General features: G+C 67.6%; 22 protein-coding genes. 17 read left to right on the top strand and 5 right to left on the bottom strand.

All coding sequences use genetic code 11. The features are described from left to right. Positions 1 to 46: 46 nt before the first annotated feature. Positions 47 to 2,440, bottom strand: coding sequence for a TonB-dependent receptor plug domain-containing protein (locus tag AC1DR7_RS13580; protein WP_457319472.1), 2,394 nt, complete (start codon positions 2,438 to 2,440; stop codon positions 47 to 49). Between the two features lie 345 nt (positions 2,441 to 2,785). Here AC1DR7_RS13580 and AC1DR7_RS13575 point away from each other — a divergent pair, with 345 nt between their 5' ends. Continuing rightward, on the top strand, positions 2,786 to 4,642 hold the full coding sequence (locus tag AC1DR7_RS13575; RefSeq protein ID WP_457319471.1) for an ABC-F family ATP-binding cassette domain-containing protein: 1,857 nt from the start codon (positions 2,786 to 2,788) through the stop codon (positions 4,640 to 4,642). Between the two features lie 158 nt (positions 4,643 to 4,800). Here AC1DR7_RS13575 and AC1DR7_RS13570 read toward each other — a convergent pair whose 3' ends face one another. Beyond that, positions 4,801 to 5,673: a LysR family transcriptional regulator gene (locus AC1DR7_RS13570; protein WP_457319470.1), complete on the bottom strand. Its 873-nt coding sequence runs from the start codon at positions 5,671 to 5,673 to the stop codon at positions 4,801 to 4,803. A 207-nt stretch (positions 5,674 to 5,880) separates the two neighbouring features. Between AC1DR7_RS13570 and blaL2 the strand changes: the two genes are divergently transcribed. Beyond that, a complete protein-coding gene (gene blaL2 / locus AC1DR7_RS13565; protein ID WP_457319469.1) occupies positions 5,881 to 6,786 on the top strand; it encodes a L2 family extended-spectrum class A beta-lactamase in 906 nt (301 codons plus the stop codon). A 113-nt stretch (positions 6,787 to 6,899) separates the two neighbouring features. Here blaL2 and ggpS read toward each other — a convergent pair whose 3' ends face one another. Together ggpS and AC1DR7_RS13555 are read right to left on the bottom strand one after the other, a co-directional pair. Next, positions 6,900 to 9,146 carry a glucosylglycerol-phosphate synthase gene (gene ggpS, locus AC1DR7_RS13560; protein WP_478054249.1) on the bottom strand — a complete coding sequence of 749 codons (2,247 nt, stop codon included), beginning with the start codon at positions 9,144 to 9,146 and terminating at the stop codon, positions 6,900 to 6,902. Positions 9,147 to 9,208: 62 nt separating this feature from the next. Beyond that, positions 9,209 to 10,474, bottom strand: a complete 1,266-nt coding sequence (locus AC1DR7_RS13555; RefSeq protein WP_457319509.1) for an MFS transporter — start codon at positions 10,472 to 10,474, stop codon at positions 9,209 to 9,211. Between the two features lie 250 nt (positions 10,475 to 10,724). Here AC1DR7_RS13555 and AC1DR7_RS13550 point away from each other — a divergent pair, with 250 nt between their 5' ends. Continuing rightward, positions 10,725 to 12,296, top strand: a complete 1,572-nt coding sequence (locus tag AC1DR7_RS13550) for a hypothetical protein (protein ID WP_478054306.1) — start codon at positions 10,725 to 10,727, stop codon at positions 12,294 to 12,296. A gap of 85 nt (positions 12,297 to 12,381) precedes the next feature. Then, positions 12,382 to 13,017, top strand: coding sequence for a hypothetical protein (locus tag AC1DR7_RS13545; RefSeq protein ID WP_457319511.1), 636 nt, complete (start codon positions 12,382 to 12,384; stop codon positions 13,015 to 13,017). A gap of 63 nt (positions 13,018 to 13,080) precedes the next feature. On the opposite strand, the gene AC1DR7_RS13540 is transcribed toward AC1DR7_RS13545, so the two are convergent. Then, positions 13,081 to 13,836 carry a DUF3011 domain-containing protein gene (locus AC1DR7_RS13540; RefSeq protein ID WP_478076518.1) on the bottom strand — a complete coding sequence of 252 codons (756 nt, stop codon included), beginning with the start codon at positions 13,834 to 13,836 and terminating at the stop codon, positions 13,081 to 13,083. 203 nt (positions 13,837 to 14,039) lie between these two features. Here AC1DR7_RS13540 and aspS point away from each other — a divergent pair, with 203 nt between their 5' ends. The 13 genes from aspS (at position 14,040) to tolA (ending at position 25,758) form a co-directional block, all read left to right on the top strand. Next, positions 14,040 to 15,791, top strand: a complete 1,752-nt coding sequence (gene aspS / locus AC1DR7_RS13535) for an aspartate--tRNA ligase (RefSeq protein WP_478051190.1) — start codon at positions 14,040 to 14,042, stop codon at positions 15,789 to 15,791. Positions 15,792 to 15,820: 29 nt separating this feature from the next. Next, the gene (locus AC1DR7_RS13530; RefSeq protein WP_457321769.1) at positions 15,821 to 16,159 is read left to right on the top strand and encodes a DNA primase; all 339 of its coding nucleotides are present in this window, start codon (positions 15,821 to 15,823) and stop codon (positions 16,157 to 16,159) included. A 20-nt stretch (positions 16,160 to 16,179) separates the two neighbouring features. Further along, positions 16,180 to 16,704 carry a GNAT family N-acetyltransferase gene (locus AC1DR7_RS13525; RefSeq protein WP_478076517.1) on the top strand — a complete coding sequence of 175 codons (525 nt, stop codon included), beginning with the start codon at positions 16,180 to 16,182 and terminating at the stop codon, positions 16,702 to 16,704. 126 nt (positions 16,705 to 16,830) lie between these two features. Further along, complete coding sequence (locus AC1DR7_RS13520; protein WP_256775478.1) at positions 16,831 to 17,463, top strand: esterase/lipase family protein; 633 nt, start codon at positions 16,831 to 16,833, stop codon at positions 17,461 to 17,463. A gap of 94 nt (positions 17,464 to 17,557) precedes the next feature. Further along, complete coding sequence (locus tag AC1DR7_RS13515; protein ID WP_256775477.1) at positions 17,558 to 18,289, top strand: YebC/PmpR family DNA-binding transcriptional regulator; 732 nt, start codon at positions 17,558 to 17,560, stop codon at positions 18,287 to 18,289. A gap of 129 nt (positions 18,290 to 18,418) precedes the next feature. Then, positions 18,419 to 18,940 carry a crossover junction endodeoxyribonuclease RuvC gene (gene ruvC / locus AC1DR7_RS13510; RefSeq protein ID WP_256775476.1) on the top strand — a complete coding sequence of 174 codons (522 nt, stop codon included), beginning with the start codon at positions 18,419 to 18,421 and terminating at the stop codon, positions 18,938 to 18,940. A 10-nt stretch (positions 18,941 to 18,950) separates the two neighbouring features. Beyond that, entirely contained in the window at positions 18,951 to 19,541 is a 591-nt protein-coding gene (gene ruvA / locus AC1DR7_RS13505) for a Holliday junction branch migration protein RuvA (protein WP_256775475.1), read from the top strand. 49 nt (positions 19,542 to 19,590) lie between these two features. Then, a complete protein-coding gene (locus tag AC1DR7_RS13500; protein ID WP_457319943.1) occupies positions 19,591 to 21,510 on the top strand; it encodes a potassium transporter Kup in 1,920 nt (639 codons plus the stop codon). A 492-nt stretch (positions 21,511 to 22,002) separates the two neighbouring features. After that, positions 22,003 to 23,043, top strand: coding sequence for a Holliday junction branch migration DNA helicase RuvB (gene ruvB / locus AC1DR7_RS13495; protein ID WP_256775474.1), 1,041 nt, complete (start codon positions 22,003 to 22,005; stop codon positions 23,041 to 23,043). Then, a complete protein-coding gene (ybgC, locus tag AC1DR7_RS13490) occupies positions 23,033 to 23,464 on the top strand; it encodes a tol-pal system-associated acyl-CoA thioesterase (protein ID WP_256775473.1) in 432 nt (143 codons plus the stop codon). The genes ruvB and ybgC overlap by 11 nt, the downstream gene beginning before the upstream one ends. A gap of 10 nt (positions 23,465 to 23,474) precedes the next feature. Then, entirely contained in the window at positions 23,475 to 24,254 is a 780-nt protein-coding gene (gene tolQ, locus AC1DR7_RS13485) for a protein TolQ (protein ID WP_137190120.1), read from the top strand. 24 nt (positions 24,255 to 24,278) lie between these two features. Continuing rightward, the gene (gene tolR / locus AC1DR7_RS13480; protein ID WP_312239337.1) at positions 24,279 to 24,707 is read left to right on the top strand and encodes a protein TolR; all 429 of its coding nucleotides are present in this window, start codon (positions 24,279 to 24,281) and stop codon (positions 24,705 to 24,707) included. After that, positions 24,697 to 25,758 carry a cell envelope integrity protein TolA gene (gene tolA / locus AC1DR7_RS13475; protein ID WP_256775471.1) on the top strand — a complete coding sequence of 354 codons (1,062 nt, stop codon included), beginning with the start codon at positions 24,697 to 24,699 and terminating at the stop codon, positions 25,756 to 25,758. Before tolR ends, tolA begins: the two co-directional genes overlap by 11 nt. Positions 25,759 to 25,768: the final 10 nt, after the last annotated feature.

The raw sequence follows: 25,768 nt of genomic DNA, 5'->3' as shown, positions 1-25,768 counted from the left end.
ATGCCAGGGGGCTTCGTGTTGCCGGCCAACGGCCGGCACTACCCGATCACCACTTGTACGTGATCCGCCCGTACACGTATGCACCATTGAACCCATACGGCGAGTAGTTGCTGTACGGCAGCATGCCCCACGTGGAGTTCTGCAGATCCACGGTGCGGTCGGGGTACTCGTCCAGCAGGTTGTCCGCGCCCAGGGTGAGTGCCCAGTTCTCGCTCGGCTTGTAGCTGACCGACGCATCCAGCACCCACGAGGCGTCGTACGTCTGGTCACGCAGCGCGGTGGCCGAGTTGCGCACGGTGAAGCTGCCGTAACGGGTGGCCGCCAGGTTCAAGTCCCAGTGGTCGCTGCGCCAGGTGCCGCTGAGGATGGTCTTGTCGCGCGGGTAGCTGTCTTCGATGCGACCGATCTCGTCGCGGCCGATCAGCGACTGGGTGATGCCCAGCGTGCCGAACACCGGCGGAGAGGCGATGAACTTCTTCACCTCGGTCTCGTTGTAGCTGTAGGCGGCGGTCAGTTCCAGCGTGCTGGCGCTGAAGGGGATGCTGTAGCTGGATACCGCGTCCACGCCACGGGTGCGGGTATCCACGCCGTTGGTGAAGTAGGAGAACGCGGTAACGCCCGGCAGCCCCAGTCCGCTCAGCAGCGAGTTGGCCGCCGCGTTGGTGGTGATGTTGGTGGACAGCACGATGCGGTCATCGATATCGATCTGGTACGCATCCACCGTCAGGTACAGGCGCTCGACCGGCTGCAGCACCAGGCCCACGCTGTAGGAGGTGGAGCTTTCAGCCTTCAGCGGGCTGGCACCCAGCGCCTGTGCGGCCAGGCTGGTGGTGGGGAAGGTGCCGCGTTCGACGAAGGTACCGTTGACGATCGTGCTGGTCACCGCCTGGTAGCTCTGCTGGGCCAGCGACGGCGCACGGAAGCCGGAAGAGGCGGTGGCGCGCAGGGCGACCTTGTCGGTGAACGCATAGCGCGCCGAGAGCTTCCCGGAGAACTTGTCGCCGAAGTCCGAATAGTCTTCGTAGCGGCCGGTCACGCCGGCGGAGAACTTGTCGGTGAGGTCCGCTTCCAGCCCGCCGTACACCGCGTAGTTGTGGCGGTCGTTGTCCACCGCGTTGACCGGGGTGAACCCACCGAAACCCTGCGCGCCGCTGCCGAAGTACGCATTGGCTTCGCCCGCGGACTGCTCCCAGTTCTCGCGGCGGTACTCACCGCCGAAGGACAGCGTCACCGGGTAGGCCAGGCCCCAGTCCAGCGACTTGGTCAGGTCGGCGTTGAAGATATCCTGGGTGTACTTGAGCGCACCGTCGTAGAACGAGCGCGGGCTGGTCAGGCCGAGGCTGTAGTTGATGCTGTTGCGGGTGTGGAAGTCGATCGTGTTCTCGCCGTGGTTGGCGCTCACATCCCAGGTCCAGCCGTTGTCGGTGTCGCCCTTGACCCCGGCCACCAGCGAGCGGTCCTTGGAGTACTGGTTGATCTGCGGCACGAAGCCGTCCGGGTAGGTCTGCGCCAGCAATGCGCCCTGGCCGCTGTTGGTGCGCGAGCGGTAGAACGCGAACGAGGTGATGTCGCGGTTGCTGGCCATCGCCGTTGCGTAGGCCGACACATGGTCGGTGAACTGGAAGCTGGCGTTGACCGAGGCGGCGGTGGCATCCACCTGCGGATCGCCGACCACAAAGGTGGTCTGGCCGATGTTGGGGAAATTGCCGGTATTGGGCGTGGTGCCCAGGTACGGGCCGGCGCGATTGCTTTCATCCTGCTGCAGGATCTGCCCGGCCACGTGCACGCTGCCGCGGCCGTCGGCGAAGCCGATCCCGGCATCGCCGGAGATCTGGTACTTGTTGCCGTCGCCGGCCGAGTACTGTCCCGCATCCACGGCCAGGCTGCCGCCGGAGGACGCGCCCTTGAGCACGATGTTGACCACGCCGGCGATGGCGTCCGAGCCGTACTGCGCCGAGGCGCCGTCGCGCAGTACTTCCACGCGTTCGATGGCCGCGATCGGGATCGCGTTGATGTCCACCGCCGACGAGCCGCGGCCGATGCTGCCGTTGACGTTGATCTGCGCCGAGGTATGCCGGCGCTTGCCGTTGACCAGCACCAGCACCTGGTCCGGCGACAGCCCGCGCAGCTGCGCCGGACGGATGCCGCTGGTGCCGTCGGTCAGCGCCGGGCGCGGGAAGTTCAGCGAGGGCAGGGCGCGCGCCAGCGCGGTGGCCAGCTCGGTGGTGCCGGTGGACTGCAGCGCTTCGGGGGTGATGATGTCGATCGGGGACTGCGACTCGGCCACGGTGCGGTCGGCGACCCGGGTGCCGGTGACGATGATGGTGTCCAGCGTATTGGCAGCGGTGCGCGCCGGGGCATCCTGGGCGCTGGCGGCAATGCTGGAGGCACCGAGCACGACAGCTACGGCGGCGGCGAGCGTACTGGTCTTGCGGTTCATCAGGGTGGGGCTCCGGTAGGAATGGCGCGGCACCGGAACGACAACTCGACGGCGTGAAGCAGGTCGGCGAAGGCGGGGTGTTGCGGTGCGCAATAAATCAATTAACGGGATATTCATCGCTTGTCAAATATCCGCAATCTTCACAAAAAACGTTGCAGTAGCAACCATTTACGTGAATCGGGACGCTCGACATCAGGGTCCCGGGGAAGCGCAGGCGGGGTCGTGGGAGAGAGGAACGCGACCCGCCGCGCATCCCGGGGCGCGTCAAGTATTCGTTAACGTTAGAATTACGTCGCAGGAAAGGTGCTCACCAGCACATTCCATTCCGTTATATGGACCCCCAAGATGATTTCCCTTCGTAACTTCGCCTTGCGCCGTGGCGAGCGGCTGCTGTTGTCCAACGTCGACCTGACCCTGCACGCGGGGTACCGCGTCGGCGTGGTCGGCCGCAACGGTGCCGGCAAGTCCAGCCTGTTTGCTGCCGTGAAGGGCGAGCTGGAGGCGGACAAGGGCGATGTCGACCTGCCCGGCAAGGTCCGCATCGCCAGCGTGGCCCAGGAGACCCCGTCGCTGCCCGACCCGGCGCTGCAGTTCGTGCTCGAAGGCGACACCGAGGTGGCTGCGGTCATGCGCGAGGAAGCCGCCGCGGCCGCACGCGAAGACTGGGAAGCGGTGGCTACCGCGCACCAGAAGATGGCCGAGATCGGCGCCTATGACGCCGAAGCCCGCGCCGGCAAGCTGCTGCACGGCCTGGGCTTCCCGGCCGAGACCCACTCGCGGGCGGTCTCCTCGTTCTCCGGTGGCTGGCGCGTGCGCCTGAACCTGGCCCGCGCGCTGATGATGCCCAGCGACCTGCTGCTGCTCGATGAGCCGACCAACCATCTGGATCTGGATGCGGTGTTCTGGCTGGAACAGTGGCTGCTCAAGTACCCCGGCACCCTGCTGCTGATCTCCCATGACCGCGAGTTCCTGGACAACGTGGCCACCCACACGCTGCACCTGCATGGGGGCGGTGCCAAGCTGTACCCGGGCGGTTACACCGATTTCGAGCGCCAGCGCGCTGAACAGCTGCGCCAGCAGCAGATCGCGCACGACAAGGAACAGGCCGAGCGCGCCCACCTGCAGAGCTTCATCGACCGCTTCAAGGCGCAGGCCAGCAAGGCCGCGCAGGCGCAGAGCCGCATGAAGCGCCTGGCCAAGCTGGCCGGCACCGAGGCGGTACGCGCCGAGCGCGAGTTCCGCATCGAGTTCTCGCCGCCGGCCAAGCTGCCGTTCTCGCTGATCCGCCTCAACCACGTCGAGGCCGGTTACGGCGCCGATTCGGTGATCCTGCACAACGTGGGCTTCGGCCTGGAAGCCGGCCAGCGCATCGGCCTGCTGGGCCCGAACGGCGCGGGTAAAACGACCTTGGTGAAGACCCTGGTGGGTGAACTGGCGCCGCTCAGTGGCGAGCGCGCCGCGCACCCGGACCTGCGCATCGGCTACTTCGCCCAGCACACGGTGGAGTCGCTGCACGAAGGGCAGTCGCCGATGGAGCACTTCCGCGACCTGGACCGGGATGCGCCGAACCAGGTCTTCCGCGATTTCCTCGGCAAGTGGAATTTCGCTGGTGACCGTGCGTTCGAACCGGTGGATGGTTTCTCCGGTGGCGAGCGCGCGCGCCTGGCGCTGTCGCTGATCGCCTACCAGCAGCCCAACGTGCTGCTGCTCGACGAACCGACCAACCACCTTGACCTGGAAATGCGTGAAGCCCTGGCCGAAGCCCTGGCCGACTTCGAAGGGGCGATCGTGATGGTCTCCCATGACCGCCATCTGATCGGGCTGGTCTGCGATACCTTCTGGCGCGTGGCCGATGGCGTGGTCGAGCCGTTCGATGGCGACCTGGATGCATATGCGGCGTGGCTGCGTTCGCGTCCGGCCGCGCAGGGTACCAAGCAGAAGATGGCCGCCGCCGCACCGGAGCCGGTGGCCCCGACCCCGCCGCTGCCGCCGAAGAAGCCGGTCAATCCGCATAAGTTGGCGGCCGCCGAAGCGAAGGTCAGCGAGCTGGAAGGCGTGCTGGCCGAGCTGGATCGCCAGCTGGCCGACCCAGGCAACTACGCCGATGCCACCCGCATGGCCGTGCTCGGCCGTGACCGCGAGGCCACTGCCACGCTGCTCAGCAAGGCCGAGCAGACCTGGATGGAGCTGCTGGAAGGGTAAGCCCGTTCAATGGCGCGGCGCGGTGGGTTATCCGCGCTTGCGTCAGGCAAGCCACGCATGGCGTGGCTCCACCGGTGGGGCACGCATTGCATCACCCCCGGTGCGTGCGATGTTGCAACCCTGACGGTAGAGCCGGGCCATGCCCGGCTGCTGTCGGCTCAGCGCGCAGGGTCCTGCATTTCCAGCCATTCCCGGAAACGCCGCGCCGCCTCGCTCTCGGCGCGCGAGCGCAATCGCGTCAACCAGTACCGCCCCAGGTCCAGGGTCTGCGCGAACGGTTGGACCAGCCGTCCCTGCGCCAGGTCCTGCTCGAACATCTTCAACGGCAACAGCGCCACGCCGGCACCGGAGGCTGCGGCACGGGCCAGGGTCAGTGACGAGTCGAACACCGGTCCGCGCGCTTCCAGCTCCGACGCGCCTGCCGCCTGCAGCCAGCGCGGCCATTCGTCGCTGCGATACGAGCGCAACATCGCCACATTGGCCAGGTCGCGCGGCTGCCGCAGCATCCGTGCCAACGCCGGCGCGCACAGCGGGGCGAACGGCGCCTCCAGCACCGCATCGCTGACCTGTCCCTGCCAGTCGCCATCGCCGAAGCGGATCGCCAGGTCCAGGCCTTCGCCGGCCAGGTCGATGCGGTTGTTGTGGGTCTGCACGCGCAGCTCGATATCCGGATGCAGCGCGTTGAAGTCCGCCAGCCGGGGTAGCAGCCAGCCGGTGGCAAAGGTGCCGACCACGCCCACGCTCAGTACCTGGCGGAAATGCCCGCCGACGAAGCGGTCCAGACTGACGGCGATACGGTCGAAGGCCTCGTTGAGCACCGGATACAGGCGCGCGCCTTCGTCGGTCAGCGCCACGCCACGCGGCAACCGGTTGAACAGCGACACCCCCAGCCGTTCCTCCAGCGCGCGGATCTGATGGCTCAGCGCCGCCTGGCTGACGCACAACTCCAGCGCGGCGCGGGTGAAGTTCTGGTGGCGGGCGGCGGCCTCGAAGGCGCGCAGCGCGTTGAGCGGCAACTGGGGGCGGATCATCCGTCGAGCCGTGAGCAGGGGTGATGCATCATGGCATCTGCAGACACCCGCTGTGCCCGTGATGGCGGAAATGACCTTGATTGCGGACCCCTTCGCCAGGTGCGCCCGGCCAAGCCATTAGTTTGAATCATGTGTCTCACTGGAAATGATCGCTGTTCACCCGTGCCAGCGCTGGCAATACTCCCTCCTCCAACAAGGAGAACCTGCATGCTTGCTCGACGACAGTTCCTGCAATGGACCGGGGCCGCCGCCGCCTCGGCGCTGGCCGCCACCGCGCTGGCGAAGATGCCGCCGTCGGCATCGGCCGCAGCGCCGATCGCCGCCGCCGGGGACTTTGCGGCATTGGAAGCGGCCAGCGGCGGTCGGCTCGGGGTGACCGTGCTGGATACCGCTACCGGGCAGCGCATCGGCCACCGCCAGGATGAGCGCTTCCCGATGTGCAGCACCTTCAAGTTCGTGTTGTGTGCGGCCGTCCTGCGCCAGGTCGATGCCGGGCGGCTCACCCTGGATCAGCGCGTGCCGGTGCGCCAGCAGGACATGCTCTCGCATGCGCCGGTCACCACGCGCCACGTCGGCAAGGACCTCAGCGTGCGCGACCTGTGTCGGGCGACGATGATCACCAGCGACAACCCGGCGGCCAACCTGCTGCTGGGCGCGGTCGGCGGACCCTCCGCCGTCACCCGTTTCCTGCGCGACAACGGCGATGCGGTGACCCGCAACGATCGCCTGGAGCCGGACATGAACCGCTTCGCGCCGGGCGATCCGCGCGATACCACCAGCCCGGCCGCGATGGCCGCCAGCCTGCAGCGCTTCGTGCTGGGCACGGTGCTGCAACCGGCGTCACGCCAGCAGCTGGCCGACTGGCTGATCGACAACGAAACCGGCGATGCACGCCTGCGTGCAGGTCTGTCCAAGGCGTGGCGGGTGGGCGACAAGACCGGCAGCAATGGCGAAGACACCACCAACGACATCGCGATCCTGTGGCCGATGGCCGGCGGCGCCCCGTGGGTGCTGACCAGCTACCTGCAGGGCGCGACCGTGGACGACGCCGGCCGCAATGACGTACTGCGCCAGGTCGCGGTAATCGCCGAGCAACGCATGCGCGCCGGGTGAATCCAGCGGAGGGCAGAGCAGCCGCCCCCCCGTAGTGCCGGCCGCTGGCCGGCGCCTCATGAATCCCGGGACATCCCCGGAGCCGGCCGTTGGCCGGCCCCGCCGCCGCAGCGTTACGTGTCGGGGTGGCTGTCGCGCACCGCCGCCAGGAAATCCCGGCCCCAGCGGTCCACGTCGTAGTACTCCACGCTGCCGAACAACTGGCGCATGCGTCCGGTCGCCTCATCCTCGGGCATCGACAAGGCCTGCAGCAGCCCGGCGGTGAGGTCGGCCGGATCATGCGGGTTGGTCAGCACCGCGCCCTTCAGCTCGGCCGCGGCCCCGGCAAACTCGCTGAGCACCAGCACGCCGCTGCTGCCCTCGATACCGTGCGTGGCGACGAACTCCTTGGCCACCAGGTTCAAGCCATCGCGCAGTGGGGTGATCCACATCACCTGCGCGGCGGCGTAATGCGCCACCACCTCCTCGAACGGCAACGCCTGTGCAAAGAAGCGCACCGGCGTCCAGTCCAGCCGCGAGAAGCGGCCGTTGATACGTCCCACCGCCTGCTCGATCTGGTTCTGCAGGGTGCGGTAGACGGTCATCTCGCTTGCCGCCGGCACGCACACCATCAGCAGGGTGACCTTGCCCTGGCGCTCGGGATGCTGCTCCAGCAGCCGCTCGAACGCCTCCAGCTTGGCCAGCGTGCCCTTGGTGTAGTCCAGTCGCTCCACCGACAGCACCAGCTTGCGCGCACCGATCTCCCGGCGCAGTTTGAAGATGTCGTTGCGTACGTCGCTGCGCGCCAGCACGCTGTGGATGCGGCGCAGGTCGGTACCGACCGGGTGCGCGCCCAGCGCCACCTCGCGGTCGCCCACGCGCAGGCGCGTGGTCATGGTGTCCAGCCCCACCGCGCAGCCGTAGGTGAGGAAGCGCGGCGCGCAGCTTTCCCAGGCCAGGCGCTCGGCGGGCATCGCCCCGCGCACGACATCCACGAAGTTCTCCACCTGGCGCGGAATGTGGAAGCCGATGTAATCGCACGACAGCAGGCTGCCGATGATCTCGCGGCGCCACGGCACCACGTTGAACACGTCGGCGGACGGGAAATAGGTGTGGTGGAAGAAGGCGATCTTCAGGTCCGGGCGCAGTTCGCGCAGCGTGGCCGGCACCATCCACAGGTTGTAATCGTGGATCCACACCGTAGCGCCATGCGCGGCTTCGGCGGCGGTGGCGTGCGCGAATTTACGGTTGACCTTCAGGAACACCTGCCAGTCGTCCTCGCGGAACTTCGCACGTTCCCAGAACACGTGCAGCATCGGCCAGAACGCTTCCTTGGAGAAGCGCTTGTAGAAGATGTCCACTTCCTGCCGGCTCAACGGCACGCGCGCGGCGGTGAGGGTGGGGTAGCGTCCGGCATCGACGGCCAGGTGGGTCTGGAACGGACCACGCTTGGGGTCATCGATGCCCCAGGCTACCCACGAGCCTTTCTGGCCGCCCTCGAAGAAACTCAGCAACGAGGGAATGATGCCGTTGGGCGAACGCGGGGGACGCTGCACCAGCACGCCGTCTTCCATGACCTCATCGAAGGGCAGCCGGTGGTAGACCATCACCAGGTCGGCGCCGTCGGCACGCGCCTGCTTGGGGGCGTGCAGGAAAGGATCGTCGGTGGCGAGCAGGCCGAAGTGCTCGATCGCCTCGAGGATGCCACCGCAGCCGGGTGCCTGCGCGTGGAAGGTATGCGTCAGCGTGGCGGTCGCCGTGGTCAGCGCCGGCTCCGAATCGCCCACGCACACTCCGCGGAAGCCGGCGGTGTACATCGACAGGTCATTGAGGGTGTCGCCGGCCACCAGGATGCGATCGCGCGGCAGGTCCAGCAGGCGCGCCAGCGCGGCCAGGGTCCGGCCCTTGTCGGTGTCCGGCGGCAGGATGTCCAGGTAGCGGTCGGCCGAATACAGCACATCGCAGCCCAGCGCCTGCGCGGCGGCCTGGATCTGCGCGCGCAGCGGCGCCAGCGTCTGCGGATCGCAGAAGTAGGAGCAGCGCCGTTCCTGCGGCACGTCCTGGCGCTGCAGGGCGGCGAACGGGCGCATCGCCTCGGCCACCACGTGCTCACCGGGCCAGTGCGCGTCGATCATCGATTGCAGGGGTTGCAGCGGCTGCAGGGTGTGGCCATCGACGACGGTCGCGCCAACATCGCAGACCACGTAGTCCGGACGCGGGATGGCCGGGTCGGAGAGCAGCGGCATCACCGCTTCGAGGCCGCGGCCGGTGATGAAGATCAGCGCGATGCCGGGGTGCTGGTCCACCAGCCGGTACAGGCGGTGGCGCGCGGCGGCGTCGCCGGCGAGGAAGGTGCCATCCAGATCGGTGGCCAGGATCAGCTGCGGTGCCGGCGGGGCCAGCGGTGTACGGGTTGAGGTGGGCGTGGCGGGTGTCGATACAGTCAATGCACTTCCTTATCGGAGGAGAGGGGAGAGGGGGTGTCGGGCGGGATCTCGGCGTCGGTCTCGGGCATCATTTCCAGCGCCGACGGCGTGGTGCGCAGCATCAGCCGGAACCCGACCGGATGCGTGCGCAGGCGCTGGAAGCGCAGCAGCCGCGCAGTGGTGAACACCGCCAGCAGCATCAGCACCACGGCGAAATACAGCGGCAGCGCCGCCGGACCAAAGCGCTGCATCGCCGCGCCCGCCAGCGCCGGGCCGATGGCGGCACCCACGCCATGCACCAGCAACAGGCTGGAACAGCCGGACAACAGATGCGCACGTGGCAGGTAATCGAGCATGTGCGCTACCGCGAACGGATACAGCGAGAACGCCAGCCCGCCGTAGACGAAGAACAGCCCAAACAGCAGGTGGGTCTGCAGCTGGATCATCGGCAGGGAGGCGACCACCGCGATGCCGGCGGCGGCCAGGCTGAGCGCCACCAGACCACTGCGCCGATCGTGCCCATCGCTGATGTGGCCCAGGGGCCACTGCAGCAGCGCGCCGCCAAGAATCGCAGTAAGCATGAACAGCGCAACGCCGTTGCCATCCAGGCCCACGTCGCCCGCATATACCGGTAGCAGGCCCCAGAAGCCGCCCATCGCCAGCCCGGACAAGCCGGCGGCAACGGTGGCCACCGGCGCCATCGCATACAGGCGGGCCAGCTTGAGGCGCGTCACCACGGGCACGTCCGGCTGGCGCAGGCGCGTGGCGGTCACCGGCAGCACTGCCGCGCAGACCAGGATCGCGGTCAGCATGAACATTCCCACCGCGCTGGCATCGCCCAGCATCAGCAGCACCTGGCCCAGCGCCAGCGCCGACAGATTGACCACCATGTACAGCGAGAACGCGCGGCTGCGTCGGGCCGGATCGGGCTCGGCGTTGAGCCAGCTTTCGATCACCGTGTACAGGCCGACCAGCGCGATGCCGGTGGCGATGCGCAGCACGCCCCATCCGACCGGGTTGATCCACAGCGGATGCAGCAGCACCGCGATCGCGGCGAGTGCGGCGAAGAAGGCGAACGCGCGGATGTGCCCGATCCGGCCGATCAGCGACGGAGCGAAAAAGGTGCCGATGAAAAAGCCGGCGAAATACCCCGACATCACCAGCCCCAGCGTGCCGGCGCCGAAGCCGGCCTGGCCGCCACGCACTGCCAGCAGGGTGCCCAGCAACCCGCTGCCCGTCAGGAGCAGCGCTACACCGGTGAGCAGGGCAGTCAACCGCCACATGCGGGCGGTCTCGGTGGAAATGAAAAAGCGGACACCTGATCTACCCTAACACAGCCTTTTTGAAGGCCAGGTCGATAGCGCTGCCGTGCAGTGCCGTCATGCGCGGTGTCGCTTGCACTGCCGCAACGAACGCCTGAAACTCCGCGGGCCGCGCGCGCGGCGGGTCTGCGCATGCGGATTCCCCTTCATTCAAACCCCGTCGGCAGGCCGTGCAGCCTGGCGACCGGGTGTTCCAGCAGGAGTAGCAGGTGTGATCCAGGACGTCGATGTGAAACGCAGTCTTCTGCCGGGAAAGATCCTGCTGTACTTCTCCGCAGTGATGCTGCTGGCGCTGCTCTGCTACAGCTGGTCGATGCCGCCGGTGGATGCTTCCGGCTTCCGGCAGACCCAGACGGCGCTGTCGATCGTGTGGATTGCCCGTGGCTTCCCGGTGTTCAGTTACCTTACCCCGGTGCTCGGCGCGCCCTGGTCGATTCCGTTCGAGTTCCCGCTGTACCAGTGGCTGGCGGCGATGCTGGCCAATGCGACCGGGATGGGCATCGACAACAGTGCCCGGCTGGTATCGGCGCTGTTCCATGTCGGCTGCGTGTGGATGGTCTACCGCGTCGTGCTGGCCATCCGGCCCGATCGCGCGCTGGCACTGTGCATCGCCGGTGCCTTCGCGGTGTCGCCGTATGCGCTGTTCTGGGGGCGCTCGGTGATGATGGAATCCACCGCGGTGTTCTTCGGCCTGGTGTTCGTATGGGCGATGGCGCGGCTGCGCGGCCCGTCGGCCGGGCCGGCGCGGATGATCGCGCTGGGCGTGACCGCGGTGATCGCGGCGGTGCTGTCGGCGCTGGTCAAGGTCACCACCTTCTTCGGGTTTGCCGCCTTCGTTGCCCTGGCCTTCGCGTGGCTGGCCGTGCGTGAACATGGCTGGCGCCCACAGTGGATGGCGCAGCACTGGACGTTGATCGTCTGGGGCGTGGTTTCGGCACTGGCCGTACTGGCGGTGATCAACCAATGGCTCTCGCACGCCGATGCGCTCAAGGCGCAGTCGCCGCTGGGGCGCGAGGTGACGTCCAGCGCGTTGTCGACCTGGAATTACGGCACGCTGCAGCAGAAGCTGGACCCGGCCACCTGGTGGGGCACGGTCTTCAAAAAGCGCTTTGCCGCCGCCGTCGGTTCCAACTGGGTGTTCCTGATCCTGCTGGTGGCGGGCCTGTGTGCACGCCAGATCCGCAGCGCCGTGCTGCTGTTGCTGGTGGTCTACCTGCTGCCGGTAGCGGTATTCACCAACCTGCATATCGCCCACCCGTATTACCAGGCCGCCAACATCGTGTTCGCCACTTCGATCGTCGGCCTGGTGATCTGGTGGACCATCCAGCGGGCCGAAGCCAGCGGCAAGGTGCGACGCCCGCTGTGGCTGGTCGGCCTGCTGTGCCTGCTGTCGTTTGGCGCCATCGCCGGCAATTACGTCAAGCGCATGAAGGAAGCACGCGAGCCCAATCGGGTGTCGCAGATCGCCGCGTTGATCAAGGCCGGCACCCCCGGGCAGGGCGTCATCGTCGCCTTCGGCCTGGACTGGTCCTCCGAGCTGCCGTACCTCGCCGACCGTCGTGCGGTGATGGTGCCCGACTGGGCCCCGACCAGCGCGCTGGAGACACTGGCCAGCGCCGATACCGCACTCGGCGACGGTCCGCTTGGTGCGCTGGTGAACTGCCCCAACGCCCTCGGCAGCGACCCGGCACGCAGCGGCTTCCAGCAACAGATCCTGGCCCGCTACAGCGCCGGTGCCACGGTGCGGATGATCGGGGATTGCCAGGTCTGGCTGCACCCGTGACGGCGTGCGATCGCCGTTGCCTCACCGGGTCGCGGCGATCGCCTGCGCATTTGCGCGCACCGTGCCGGGCCGTTAGGGTGGGGGCATGAATGTTTCCACCGTTGTACCCGCTGTCCTTCTGCTGGCCCTGGCCGGCTGCGCCCGGCAACCCGATGCGGTGTCGCATGACATCGCCAACGCTCCGGCCGATGCCTTCCTTGCGGCGGTTGCCGCGCATTGCGGCAAGGCCTACGAGGGCAAGGTGATCGTCAACGAGCCGCGCAGCGACGCGCCGGACCCCTTCGAGGGCAAGCGGCTGGTGATGCATGTACGTGGGTGCGAAGACCCCGCGCACCAGCTGCGCATCCCGTTCCACGTCGGTGATGACCACTCGCGCATCTGGGTGATCAGCCGCACCGACACCGGCCTTCGCCTCAAGCACGACCACCGTCACCGTGACGGCAGCCCCGATGCGGTCACCCTGTACGGCGGCGACAGCAAGCCGCCGGGCACCGCGCAACGCCAGGTATTCCCGGTGGATGCCGATTCGGTGGCGATGTTCCGCAAGGCGGACATGTTGCCCTCGGTCGAAAATACCTGGGCGATGGACATCGAGCCGGACCAGCGCTTCGTCTACGAACTCACCCGGCCTGGCGGGCGCCACTTCCAGGTGCAGTTCGACCTGAGCAAGCCGGTGGCGCTGCCGCCGGCGCCGTGGGGCAGCGACGCCGCCCCACGCTGAGACCGGCTCATGCCGGCTGGATGAGGGACACGGTTGCCGGCCATTGCCGGCAACCGGTCGGCATCAGCGGACGCCGAACCGCGCCCGGCAGCCGTTGCTGACCCACAACGTGCCGTTGYGGTACCCCCAGCTGCGGCCTTCCACGCAGGCGCTGCCGGACAGCTGCTGGACCAGCACCGGGCGTCCCTGGCGGGCTTCCCAGGCGCAGGTCTGCTCGCGCTTGCTGTTGCTGCTGCAGGTCACGCTGTAATTGCTGTTGCCGCCGCCGCCACCGCCGCCCCAGTTGCCGCGTGCCTCGGCGAACTCGCCGCGGCAGCCGCGGTTGACCCAGATCGCGCCATTGCGCACGCCCCAGGTCTGGCCCTGCACGCAGGCCGTGCCGGAAATCTGCCGGACCAGAGTGGCATTGCGCCAGCGCGTGGGGCAGGCCCGTTCGCGGTTGTTCTGGCTTTCGCAGCGGATCGTGCCGCCGTTGCCGTTGTTCCCGCCGCCGCCGTTCCAGTTGCCGCCGCCGTTGCCGCCGCCATTCCAGCCGCCGCCGCCATTGCCGCGCAGCGACGTGGCGATGTCCTGCTTGATCTTCGAGAAGCTCCAGCCGGAGTTGACCTGGGCCAGGTAGAAGCGCAGCTGGTCGTCGGGGATGCGGCGGCCGTTGGCCTGCTCGGCGTATTCCTGGGAAATTACCCGCGAGCGGTCGCTGGAGGACAGCTGCGACAGGTTGTCCGGTGCATAGGCGCGGGTGCTCATCTGGGCCTGGGCGGCCGGGGCGCTGCAGCCCAGTGCCAGGGCCAGGCAGACAATGGTAAGGCGACGGTTCATGGCGACATCCCCTTGCGGTCGTTGGTGCGCGGACTATAGGAATGGGACAGGTTCAGGGCGCGTGATGCCCGCCGGGCGGGCCGCCGGGCAAGGCCGGGGTGGGGCCGACGACAGCCGATTTGCCCCGGCGCAGCCTACGCCGCAGAATAAAGGGCTGTCCGGCGCAACGTGGTGCCGGCATTCTCCTGCGGAGCTTTACCCCCATGCGTACCCACTTCTGCGGCCTGGTCGATGAGACCATGATTGGCCAAACCGTTACCCTCGCCGGCTGGACCGACGTTGCCCGCAACCAGGGCGGCGTGTGCTTCATCGATCTGCGTGATCATGAAGGCATCGTGCAGGTGACGGTGGAAGTGGATAACGCGGCCGTGTTCGCCGTGGCCGCCAGCCTGGGCTACGAGGACGTGCTGCAGGTGGAAGGCGTGGTGCGCGCGCGCCATTCGGTCAACGACAAGATCCGCACCGGCAAGGTGGAAGTGATCGCCACGGCCATCACTGTCCTCAACAAGGCCGAGCCGCTGCCGTTCCACGCCCACGAGAACCCGGGCGAGGAAACCCGCCTGAAGTACCGCTACCTGGACCTGCGCCGTCCGGAAATGCAGCGCATGCAGCGCACCCGCATCAAGCTGGTGCAGGCGCTGCGCCGCCACCTGGACGCCACCGGCTTCCAGGACATCGAAACCCCGATCCTGACCAAGGCCACCCCGGAAGGCGCGCGCGACTTCCTGGTGCCCGCGCGCATGCACCCGGGCGAGTTCTACGCCCTGCCGCAGAGCCCGCAGCTGTTCAAGCAGATCCTGATGGTGGCCGGCTTCGACCGCTACTACCAGATCGCGCGCTGCTTCCGCGACGAAGCCCTGCGTGCCGACCGCCAGCTGGAATTCACCCAGCTGGACATGGAGTTCGCCTTCGTCCGCGAACAGGACGTGCAGGACTTCGTGGAAAGCATGATCCGCGCCATCTTCAAGGAAGTGGTCGACGTGGAGCTGGCCGCCAGCTTCCCGCGCATGACCTGGGCCGAGGCGATGCGTCGCTATGGGTCGGACAAGCCGGACCTGCGCATCGCGCTGGAGCTGGTCGACGTGGCCGAGCTGGTCAAGACCAGTGAATTCCCGGTGTTCACCGCTGCGGCCAACGATGCCGACGGCCGTGTCGCCGCGCTCCGCATTCCCGGCGGTGCCACGCTGAGCCGCAAGCAGATCGACGAGTACGCCGCGCATGCCGCCAAGTACGGCGCCAAGGGCCTGGCCTACATCAAGATCGCCGACAACGGCGAAGTCAGCTCGCCGATCGCCAAGTTCTTCAGCGAAGACGCCTTCGCCGCACTGGTCGCCCACGTCGGGGCTGGCAACGGCGACATCGTGTTCTTCGGTGCCGGCGGCTACAACAAGGTGTCCGATTTCATGGGCGCGCTGCGCCTGAAGGCCGGCAAGGACTTCAACCTGGTCGCCGCCGGCTGGGCGCCGCTGTGGGTCACCGACTTCCCGATGTTCGAATACGACGACGAAGCCCAGCGCTACGTCGCCCTGCATCACCCCTTCACCGCCCCGGCGGTGGACGACATTGCCGACCTGCGCGCCAACGCCAAGACCGCCGTGTCGCGCGGCTATGACATGGTGCTCAACGGCAACGAGATCGGGGGTGGTTCGATCCGTATCCACCGCTCGGACATGCAGAGCGTGGTGTTTGAGCTGCTGGGCATCGGCGCCGAGGAGGCCGAGGGCAAGTTCGGCTTCCTGCTGGACGCCCTGCGTTTCGGCGCGCCGCCGCACGGTGGCATCGCCTTCGGCATCGACCGCATCGCCGCGCTGATGGCTGGCACCGAGTCGATCCGCGACGTCATCCCGTTCCCCAAGACCACCGGCGCGCAGTGCCTGATGACCGGCGCCCCGTCGCCGATCCCGGACGAGCAGCTGGCCGAAGTGCACGTCCAGGTCCGCCCGCGCAAGAACTGATCCGTACCTTTCACCAGGAGAGCCAGGCAATGAGCGAGTTCGCGTTTTCGCTGGAGTGGGAAAAGCTGGGCAATGAAGGCGCCGACGCCAACCTGGTGACCGAGCGCGCCCGCGTATTCGGTGGCTGGCTGGTGCGCGTGGGAACCAACCCGGCGGCCATGGCGCTGACCTTCGTCCAGGACGGCGAAGGCCGCTGGGATGGCGAAGACTTCGGCGTGGAAGACTACGAGGAAGACGAGGAAGACGACCTCGACGAGGACGAAGAGGACGAGGAAGAAGGCGACGAGGACGACGAGGAAGCGTACGAGGACGAGGAAGAAGAGGAGGGCGACGAGGAAGAAGACGCCCCCCACGGGAGCCAGGCCTGAGGCCTGCCCCGGAGCCCGCCATGTACACCATCCGTCGTGCCACCGTCGAAGACGCACCGACCCTGTCGGTGCTGGCCACGCGTACCTTCGTGGAGACCTTCGGCCATCTCTACCCGGCGCAGGACCTGCAGGGCTTCCTCGAGGAAGCCTATGCGGTGGATCGCCAGCGCATCATCCTGGACCACCCGGACTATGCGGTGTGGCTGCTGGAACGGGACGGGGTGGCTRTCGGCCATGCCGCCGCCGGCCCCTGCGGCCTGCCGCATCCGGAGGTGCAGCCCGGCGACGGCGAGCTCAAGCGGCTGTACCTGGTCAAGGATGAACAGAGCTGCGGCTGGGGCAGCCGGTTGCTGGAAACGGCGCTGGAATGGCTCGAGCACGACGGCCCGCGCACGCTGTGGCTGGGCGTGTGGTCGGAGAACTTCGGCGCGCAGCGCTTCTACGCGCGCTACGGGTTCAGCAAGGTCGGCACCTATGAGTTCCCGGTCGGCAGCGTGCGCGACCTGGAATTCATCCTGAAGCGTAGCCCGACCCCGGCGCGCTGAGATTCATCACTTTCCTGCCTCGATCCGCATGGGGCGCAACGGCTTCACCCGCCGTTGCGCGGTCCATTCGTCTAATGGTCTTGTTTCCTCCCGCAGGTCCCACGCCGGAACGGCTAGGCTGAGTGCATGAATCCCCCTGTTTTACTGCTGCACGGCATCTGGAATGCGCGCGCCTGGGTAGGCCCGCTGGCCTGGCGGCTGCGTGCCCGCGGCTTCTCCGTGGATACCTTCGGCTACTCCAGTGTGTTCGGCGGCCCAGATGTGGCCGTTCCACAGTTGTTGGAGCGGCTGAGGAACAGCGGTCCGGTCTCGCTGGTCGGGCATAGCCTGGGCGGCCTGGTTGCGCTGGAAGCGCTGCGCCAGCAACCGGACCTGCCGGTTTCCCGCGTGGTCTGCCTGGGCTCGCCCCTGCGCGGCAGCGGCACCGCTCGCTCGCTGGCCGAGCACGGCTGGTCGCTGGCGCTGGGCCGCAGCAGCGAGTTGCTGCTCGATGGCCTACCGGCCTGGGAGGGCAGGGCCCGTGTCGGCCTGATCGCAGGTTCGGTCCCGCACGGGCTGGGCAGCCTGCTGGGCGCGATCGGCGAGGCGTCCGACGGCACCGTAGCCCTGGATGAGACCCAACTGCCCGGCCTGGCCGATCACTGCGTGGTCCCGGCCAGCCACAGCGGGCTGGTGTTTTCCCCGGAGGCGGCGCGCCAGACCGCCGCGTTCCTGCGCGATGGCCACTTCTGCCCCGACCGCGCCGCCCACGCCGCCTGAGCCCTGGCGGCGGTCGGGACCGCGACTAACACGGTCGCGGGGGGCGATCAGGTAGAATCCGCGCCCTGTTCCTCACGCAAGCACGGAAATACCCATGGGTAGAGGCCCCTCGATCGAGAACCGCAAAAACGCGTCTGACGCGAAGCGCGGCAAGATTTTCACCAAGATCATCCGCGAGATCGGCGTTGCCGCGCGCGGCGGTGGAGGCGACCCCAACAACAACCCGCGGCTGCGCGTGGCGATGGACAAGGGCTTGGCCTCGAACATGTCCAAGGACGTGATCGAACGGGCCATCAAGAAAGCCACCGGTGAACTGGAAGGCGTGGAATACGAAGAGATCCGCTACGAGGGCTATGCCCCCGGTGGCGTGGCCGTGATCGTGGACTGCCTGACCGACAACCGTGTCCGCACCGTGGCCGATGTCCGCCATGCGTTCAGCAAGTGCGGCGGCAACATGGGTACCGAAGGCTCGGTCTCCTTCATGTTCAAGCGGGTGGGCGTGCTGCATTTCGCCGCCGGCGCCAATGAAGAGGCCGTCACCGAGGCGGCCATCGAGGCCGGCGCGGATGACATCGTGGTCTACCCCGAAGACGGGGCGATCGACGTGCTGACCGCCGCCGACGCCTATCACGCCGTGAAGGATGCGATGGAAGCCGGTGGTCTGAAGCCCGACCACGCCGAGCTCACCTTCCGTGCCGACAACGACATCGCGGTCGAGGGCGACACCGCCCTGCAGGTCAAGAAGCTGCTGGACATGCTCGAAGACCTGGACGACGTGCAGGACGTATTCTCCAACGCCGATCTCGGCGCGGACGCCTACGCCTGAGCGTGCGCGTCACCGGTCGCTTTGCGCGACCGGTGAGCGGACAATGCGGACCATGATGACTTTCGCCGTTCCCTGTTATCGCCGCCGCAGCTGTCCGTTCCGGGCCGCGGGCGGCCGTGTGCGTGCCGCATGACCCGCATCCTCGGCATCGACCCCGGTTCGCAACGTACCGGGGTGGGCATCATTGATGTGGACGCCGCCGGCAAGGTCGTGCATGTGCACCACCTGCCGCTGGTGCTGCTGGGCGCGGACGACTTCCCCCAGCGGATGAAGCTGCTGGTGGTGGGGCTGACCGCCCTGGTGGAGGAATACCGCCCGGACGAGGTCGCCATCGAAAAGGTGTTCATGGCCCGCAACCCGGACTCGGCGTTGAAGCTGGGACAGGCGCGCGGCGCGGCGATTTCCGCCGTGGTCATGCGCGACCTGCCGGTCAGCGAGTATGCGGCCACCGAAATCAAGCTGGCCGTGGTCGGCCGGGGCGGTGCGGAAAAGCAACAGGTCCAACACATGGTCGGGCTTATGCTCAACCTGAAAACCAAGCTGCAGGCCGACGCCGCCGATGCGTTGGCCGTGGCCATCACCCACGCCCACGTACGGGCCACGGCGCAGCGCCTGGGCGTCAATGCCCGCATGGCCTGGAGCCGAAAATGAGGAAAACTGCATGATTGGTCGTCTGCGCGGGATCGTGGCCTACAAGGCGCCGCCGTGGCTGCTCATCGACGTCAATGGCGTCGGCTACGAGCTGGAGGCGCCCATGAGCACCTTCTACGACCTGCCCGAACTGGGCCGCGAGGTCACCCTGTTCACCCATTACACGCAGAAGGAAGACAGCGTTGCGCTGTACGGCTTCCTGCGCGAAGGCGAGCGCCGCCTGTTCCGCGATGTGCAGAAGGTCAGCGGGATCGGCGCCAAGATCGCGCTGGCCGTGCTGTCCGGGGTGAGCGTGGACGAATTCGCCCGCATGCTGCAGGCCGGTGACATCACCGCGCTGACCCGCATCCCCGGCATCGGCAAGAAGACCGCCGAGCGCATGGTGCTGGAACTGCGCGACCGCGCGGCCAACTTCGGCGGCGGCGGGGCGCCGATCGCCGGTGCCGCGCCGGCCACCGACCCGGTGTCCGAGGCGACCGTGGCGCTGCAGCAGCTGGGCTACAAGCCGGCCGAGGCCGCGCGCATGGCGCGCGATGCCAACGTCGACGGCGACGATGTCGCCACCGTCATCCGCAAGGCCCTGCAGGCCGCGCTGCGCTGACGCGCGCGCTGCCTGCTTCCTGATACCGACCGCGTCCGCCCGGAGCCTCATGTCCACCTCTCCCACCCAGCACGACAGCGGCCACGCCGCGCACGGCCACGCGCCCGCGGCCGGCGGCATGGCGCTGATCATCGGCGCCATCGGCGTGGTGTTCGGCGACATCGGCACCAGCCCGCTGTACACGCTGAAGGAGGCCTTCTCCCCGCATTACGGCCTCAGCAGCGACCACGACACCGTGCTGGGCGTGCTGTCGCTGGCGTTCTGGGCGCTGAACATCGTGGTCACGCTCAAGTACGTCACCATCATCATGCGCGCCGACAACGAGGGCGAAGGCGGCATCATGGCCTTGATGGCGCTCACCCAGCGCACCCTGCGCAACGGCTCGCGCTCGGCCTACGTGGTGGGCATCCTGGGCATCTTCGGCGCCTCGCTGTTCTTCGGAGACGGGGTGATCACCCCGGCCATTTCGGTGCTGGGTGCGGTCGAGGGCCTGGAGGTAGCCGCGCCGGGCCTGCATGCGTTCATCGTGCCGATCACCGTGGTGGTGCTGCTGGCGGTCTTTGCCGTACAGCGCTTTGGCACCGAGAAGATCGGCAAGCTGTTCGGGCCGATCACCTCGATCTGGTTCATTTCGCTGGCCGCCATCGGCATCTGGAACATCGTCGATGCGCCCGAGGTGCTCAAGGCGTTCAACCCGATGTGGGCGCTGCGCTTCTTCATGGAACATGGCTGGCACGGCATCTTCATCCTCGGTGCAGTGGTGCTGGCCGTGACCGGTGGCGAGGCGCTGTACGCGGACATGGGCCACTTCGGGGCCAAGCCGATCCGCCACGCCTGGTACTTCTTCGTGCTGCCGTGCCTGGTGCTGAATTACCTGGGGCAGGGCGCGCTGGTGCTCAACAATCCCGAAGCGGTGAAGAACCCGTTCTTCGAGGCGGTGCCGGACTGGGCGCTGTACCCGATGATCATCCTGGCCACCATGGCCGCGGTGATCGCCTCGCAGTCGGTGATCACCGGGGCGTTCTCGGTGTCGCGCCAGGCCATGCAGCTGGGCTACATCCCGCGCATGCGCATTACCCACACCTCCCACGACACCATCGGCCAGATCTACATCCCGGGCATCAACTGGGGCATCGCGGTGATGGTGATCGGGCTGGTGCTGGCCTTCCGCAGCTCGTCCAACCTGGCCGTGGCCTACGGCATCTCGGTGTCGGCGACCATGCTCATCGATACCCTGCTGCTGGCGCTGGTGGCGCGCGCGCTGTGGCCGACCTCGCGGTACTGGATCATTCCGCTGTGCGTGATCTTCTTCATCATCGACCTGGGCTTTGTGATCGCCAACGGCGCCAAGCTGCTGCAGGGCGCGTGGTTCCCGGTGGTGCTGGGCATCGTGCTGTTCACGATGATGCGCACCTGGCGGCGGGGCCGCGAACTGCTGCGCGATGAGATCCGCAAGGACGGTATCCGCATCGATACCTTCCTGCCCGGGCTGATGCTGGCCCCGCCGGTACGCGTGCCGGGCACGGCGGTGTTCCTGACCGCCGACCCGACCGTGGCCCCGCATGCGCTGATGCACAACCTCAAGCACAACAAGGTGCTGCACGAGCGCAATGTGTTCCTGCACGTGGTGACCCTGCCGGTGCCGTATGCGCCAGAGGGCCAGCGCCTGAAGATCGAGTCGGTGGGCGATGAGTTCTACCGGATCTACGTGCGCTTCGGCTTCATGGAGACCCCGGACGTGCCGCTGGCGCTGATGCGCTCGTGCGACCACGGCGGGATCTACTTCGACCCGATGGACACGACCTTCTTCGCCAGCCGCGAGACGATCGTGGCCACGGCCAATCGCGGCATGCCGATCTGGCGCGACAAGCTGTTCGCGCTGATGCACCGGAACGCGGCCCCGGCGACCGGCTTCTTCCGGATTCCGGGCAACCGGCTGGTAGAGCTGGGGGCGCAGGTGGAGATCTGACTCCGTCAGATCGCCACCTGCGGCCCAAGGTTTGCTTCGCAAACCTTGGGACCCGGGCGCATTCCACCTGATCCCCGCGCCTTCGGCGCGCCCCCTTGAAACGCAGTCGCCGTTGGCGCCGGCGTTCCGCGCATTCCACCTTATCCCCCCGCCTTCGGCGCGCCCCCTTGAACACCAAGGGGGCTCTCCTCCAGACGGTTGGCGCGAGCGGTGGAGAAAGATGTCACGGCTTTGCTTGCCTGGCGGCGCACGGCGTGTTGGCGAAGGCGGGGTGGGTCCGGYTGCGGGGGCGTGAGCCGCATGGATGCGGCGACCGAGCTTACAGGGACGTACTTGCAGCGTCTCCCGCAGCCGGACCCACYCCGCCGTCTCCCAGTACGTCGGCTGCTGCCTTGGCTGTTGCCGGGCAGAGCCCGGCGCTACGCGTGGAGCCGGCCAGCGGCCGGCACTACCGGGGCGCGGATTGCGCTCCTTTTGCCGCATAATTGCCGAATGACAGACGACCGCATCATCGGTGCCGGCGCCACCCGGGAAGACGAGGGCACCGACGCCAGCATCCGCCCCAAGCGCATGGCCGATTACCTGGGCCAGGCGCCGGTGCGCGAGCAGCTGTCGATCTATATCGAGGCGACCAAGGCCCGTGGCGACGCGCTCGACCACGTGCTGATCTTCGGACCGCCGGGGCTGGGCAAGACCACCTTGAGCCATGTGATCGCCAACGAGCTGGGCGTGGCCCTGCGTGTGACGTCCGGGCCGGTGATCGAAAAGGCCGGCGACCTGGCCGCGCTGCTGACCAACCTGCAGCCGCACGATGTGCTGTTCATCGACGAAATCCACCGCCTGTCGCCGGTGGTGGAAGAAGTGCTGTACCCGGCGATGGAGGACTTCCAGATCGACATCATGATCGGCGACGGCCCTGCAGCCCGCTCGATCAAGATCGACCTGCCGCCGTTCACCCTGATCGGGGCCACCACCCGTGCCGGACTGCTGACCGCGCCGCTGCGCGACCGTTTCGGTATCGTGCACCGGCTGGAGTTCTACACCCCCGAAGAGCTGACCAAGATCGTGCGGCGCTCGGCGGCGATCCTCAACATCGACTGCACCGCCGACGGCGCGGCCGAGATCGCGCGGCGCTCACGCGGCACCCCGCGTATCGCCAACCGGCTGCTGCGCCGGGTCCGCGACTACGCCCAGGTCAAGGCCGCCGGGCATATCGACCAGGACGTGGCGCAGGCGGCCATGCAGATGCTCAAGGTGGACCCGGAAGGCTTCGACGAGCTGGACCGGCGCATGCTGCGGACCATGGTCGACTACTTTGATGGTGGTCCGGTGGGGATCGAATCGCTGGCCGCGGCGCTGTCCGAAGAGCGGGGCACGCTGGAAGACGTGGTCGAGCCCTACCTGATCCAGCAGGGCTTCCTGATCCGCACCGCGCGCGGCCGCATGTGCACGCACAAGGCGTACCGGCACATGGGGCTCAAGCCGAAGAACCCGCCGGCGGACCTGTTCGCGGAGAGCATCGATGGCGGTTGATCCCCGGTTCAGTTGGCCGACACGCATCTACTGGGAAGATACCGACGCTGGCGGGGTGGTCTACCACGCGCGCTATGTGGCCTTCATGGAACGCGCACGAACCGAATGGATGCGGGCGCTGGGCTTTGGCCAGGAGCGTACGCGTACCGACCACGGCATGGTGTTCGCGGTCCGCGCGATGACCCTGGATTTTCTCAAGCCGGCGCGGCTGGACGATGCGCTGGACGTGACCGCCACGCTGGTGCAGTGCAAGCGCGCCAGCATGGTGTTCGACCAGCGCGTGTGTCGCGGCGATGAAACGCTGCTGACTGCCCAGGTCAGGATCGCGGCATTGGATGCCTCCACTTTCAAACCACGTGGCATGGACGATGCTCTCCTCGCCGCGTTGAAACCCTACGAACTTCAAGTATCCGCACAGTGAGGAACAACGGATGATCGCAATGCTCCTGGCCCTGCAGGCCACGGTGACCGAAGCGCTGCCGCAGGAAGTCACCAGCGCCGCGGCGCAGACTGTCGCGCAGGCCGCGCATGGCGGTGGCATCAATTACCTGGACCTGATGATCAAGGCCAGCCTGCCGGTGAAGATCATCGTGCTGCTGCTGCTGGCCGGGTCGTTCATCAGCTGGGTGATCATCTTCCGCAAGGCGCGCGTGTTCAACGCCGCCAACCGCGAGGCCGACGAGTTCGAAAGCCGCTTCTGGTCCGGTGCGGACCTGGGCAAGCTGTACAGCTCGGCCACCGACCGCAACCGCAAGGTGGGCGGCCTGGAGGCGATCTTCGAAGCCGGCTTCCGCGAATTCACCCGCCTGCGCGACAAGCGCCGGCTGGACGGTCGTGCCCAGCTTGAAGGCGCCCAGCGCGCCATGCGCACCACTTACACCCGTGAAGTGGACCAGATGGAACGCAGCCTGGAACTGCTGGCCAACATCGGCTCCACCGCGCCCTACGTGGGTCTGGTCGGTACCGTGTTCGGCATCATGGTGACCATGCACGACATGATCAACAGCGGTGAACAGGCTGGCATCGCCTCGGTCGCGCCGGGCATCTCCGAAGCCCTGTTCGCCACCGCCATCGGCCTGTTCGTGGCGATCCCGGCCGTGTGGGCCTACAACCGCTTCACCACCCGCGTGGAGCGCATGTCGGTCCGTTTTGAAACCTTCGCAGAAGAGTTCAGCTCGATTCTGCAGCGCCAGAGCGCGGGCGACGAGTAAGCGCCCCAGCACAAGGACCCTGCCATGACTGCTGCCCTCGGCCGCCGCAAGCGCCGCAAGCTCAAATCCGAAATCAACGTCGTGCCGTACATCGACGTTATGCTGGTGCTGCTGATCATCTTCATGGTCACCGCGCCGCTGCTCACGCTGAGCTTCGATGTCGACCTGCCCAACTCCCAGGCCAAGGCCCTGGAAAGCAAGCAGGACCCGGTCATCGTGTCGGTGCGCCTGGACGGGCAGCTCAGCCTGAAGGTGCCCGAGGCCAAGGAACCGGCCTTGATGGACGCCGGCCAGCTGCAGGCGCAGCTGGGCGCGCTGGCCGCGCAGGACAAGAACCTGCGCGTGATCGTCGCCGCCGACAAGGCTGTGTCGTATGAAAAGGTGATCGCGGCAATGGACGTGATCAAGCGCGCCAACGTCGAAAAGGTGGGCCTGGCGACCGATGCACGCTGAAGCCCTGCCACCGCAGCGCCAAGCGCAGAACGAGTGGGGGCTGCCGATCGTCCTCGCGCTGCTGGTGCACCTGCTGCTCGCGCTGGTGTTCATCGGCGCGTGGCTGTGGTCGCCGCAGCGCACCACCGAGGCCGCCGCCGGCGACCCGGCGATCGAGGCCAGCATGCAGTTGTCCGCCTCCGAGGCGGCCGCTGCGCGCCAGGCGCTGCGTGCCTCGGAAAAGCTGCCGGACCTGCCTGAGCCCGTCCCGCCGCCCGAGCCGATTCCCGAAGACACCGTGCCGCCGCCGCAGCCGATCGAGGAGCCGCGTCCGCAGGATGCGCCCACGCCGCAGCAGCAACAGGCCCAGGAGCGCGTGGCCCAGCCCGACACGGTCGACCAGGACGCGGTGAGCGCGTTGTCGATCGCCGCCGAAAAGGCCAAGCAGGAACAGGAAGCCAAGCGCCGCCAGGAACAGATCGACCTGACCGAGCGCAAGCGCCAGGAACAGGCCGAGCAGAAGCTGCGCCTGGCCAAGCAGCAGGAAGAGGCCGACCAGAAGAAGAAGCTGGCCGAGCAGGAACAGAAGGCCAATGACGCCAAGGCCGAAGCCGAGAAGGACAAGAAGCTGGCCGAGATCCGCCGCAAGCGCGCCCAGGCTGAAAACGAAGCCAAGCTGGCCGAGCAGAAGCTGCGCCAGGTGACCGCCGCGCGTGCCGCCAGCGGTACGGCCGCCACTACCGGCGCCACCGGCACCGCCAAGCCGGCCTCCGGTGCCGGCGGCACCAGTGACGATCTGTCGGCCAAGTACGCCGCGGCGATCCAGCAGAAGGTGAAGGGGCAGTGGACCCGTCCCGATTCGGTCCCGCTGGGCCAGAAGTGCCAGGTCTCGATCACCCAGATTCCGGGCGGGCAGGTCATCCAGGCCAAGGTCGTGGGCAACTGCGCGTTCGACGAGGCCGGCAAGCGCTCGATCGAAGCGGCCGTGCTCAACGCCCAGCCGCTGCCGTACCGCGGGTTCGAGACCGTCTTCCAGCGCACGATCAACTTCAACTTCACCGCCCAGGACTGATCGTCCGTGC

The organism is Stenotrophomonas sp. P5_A9 (assembly GCF_056400525.1).
This window is presented reverse-complemented; position numbering and strand designations above follow the sequence as displayed.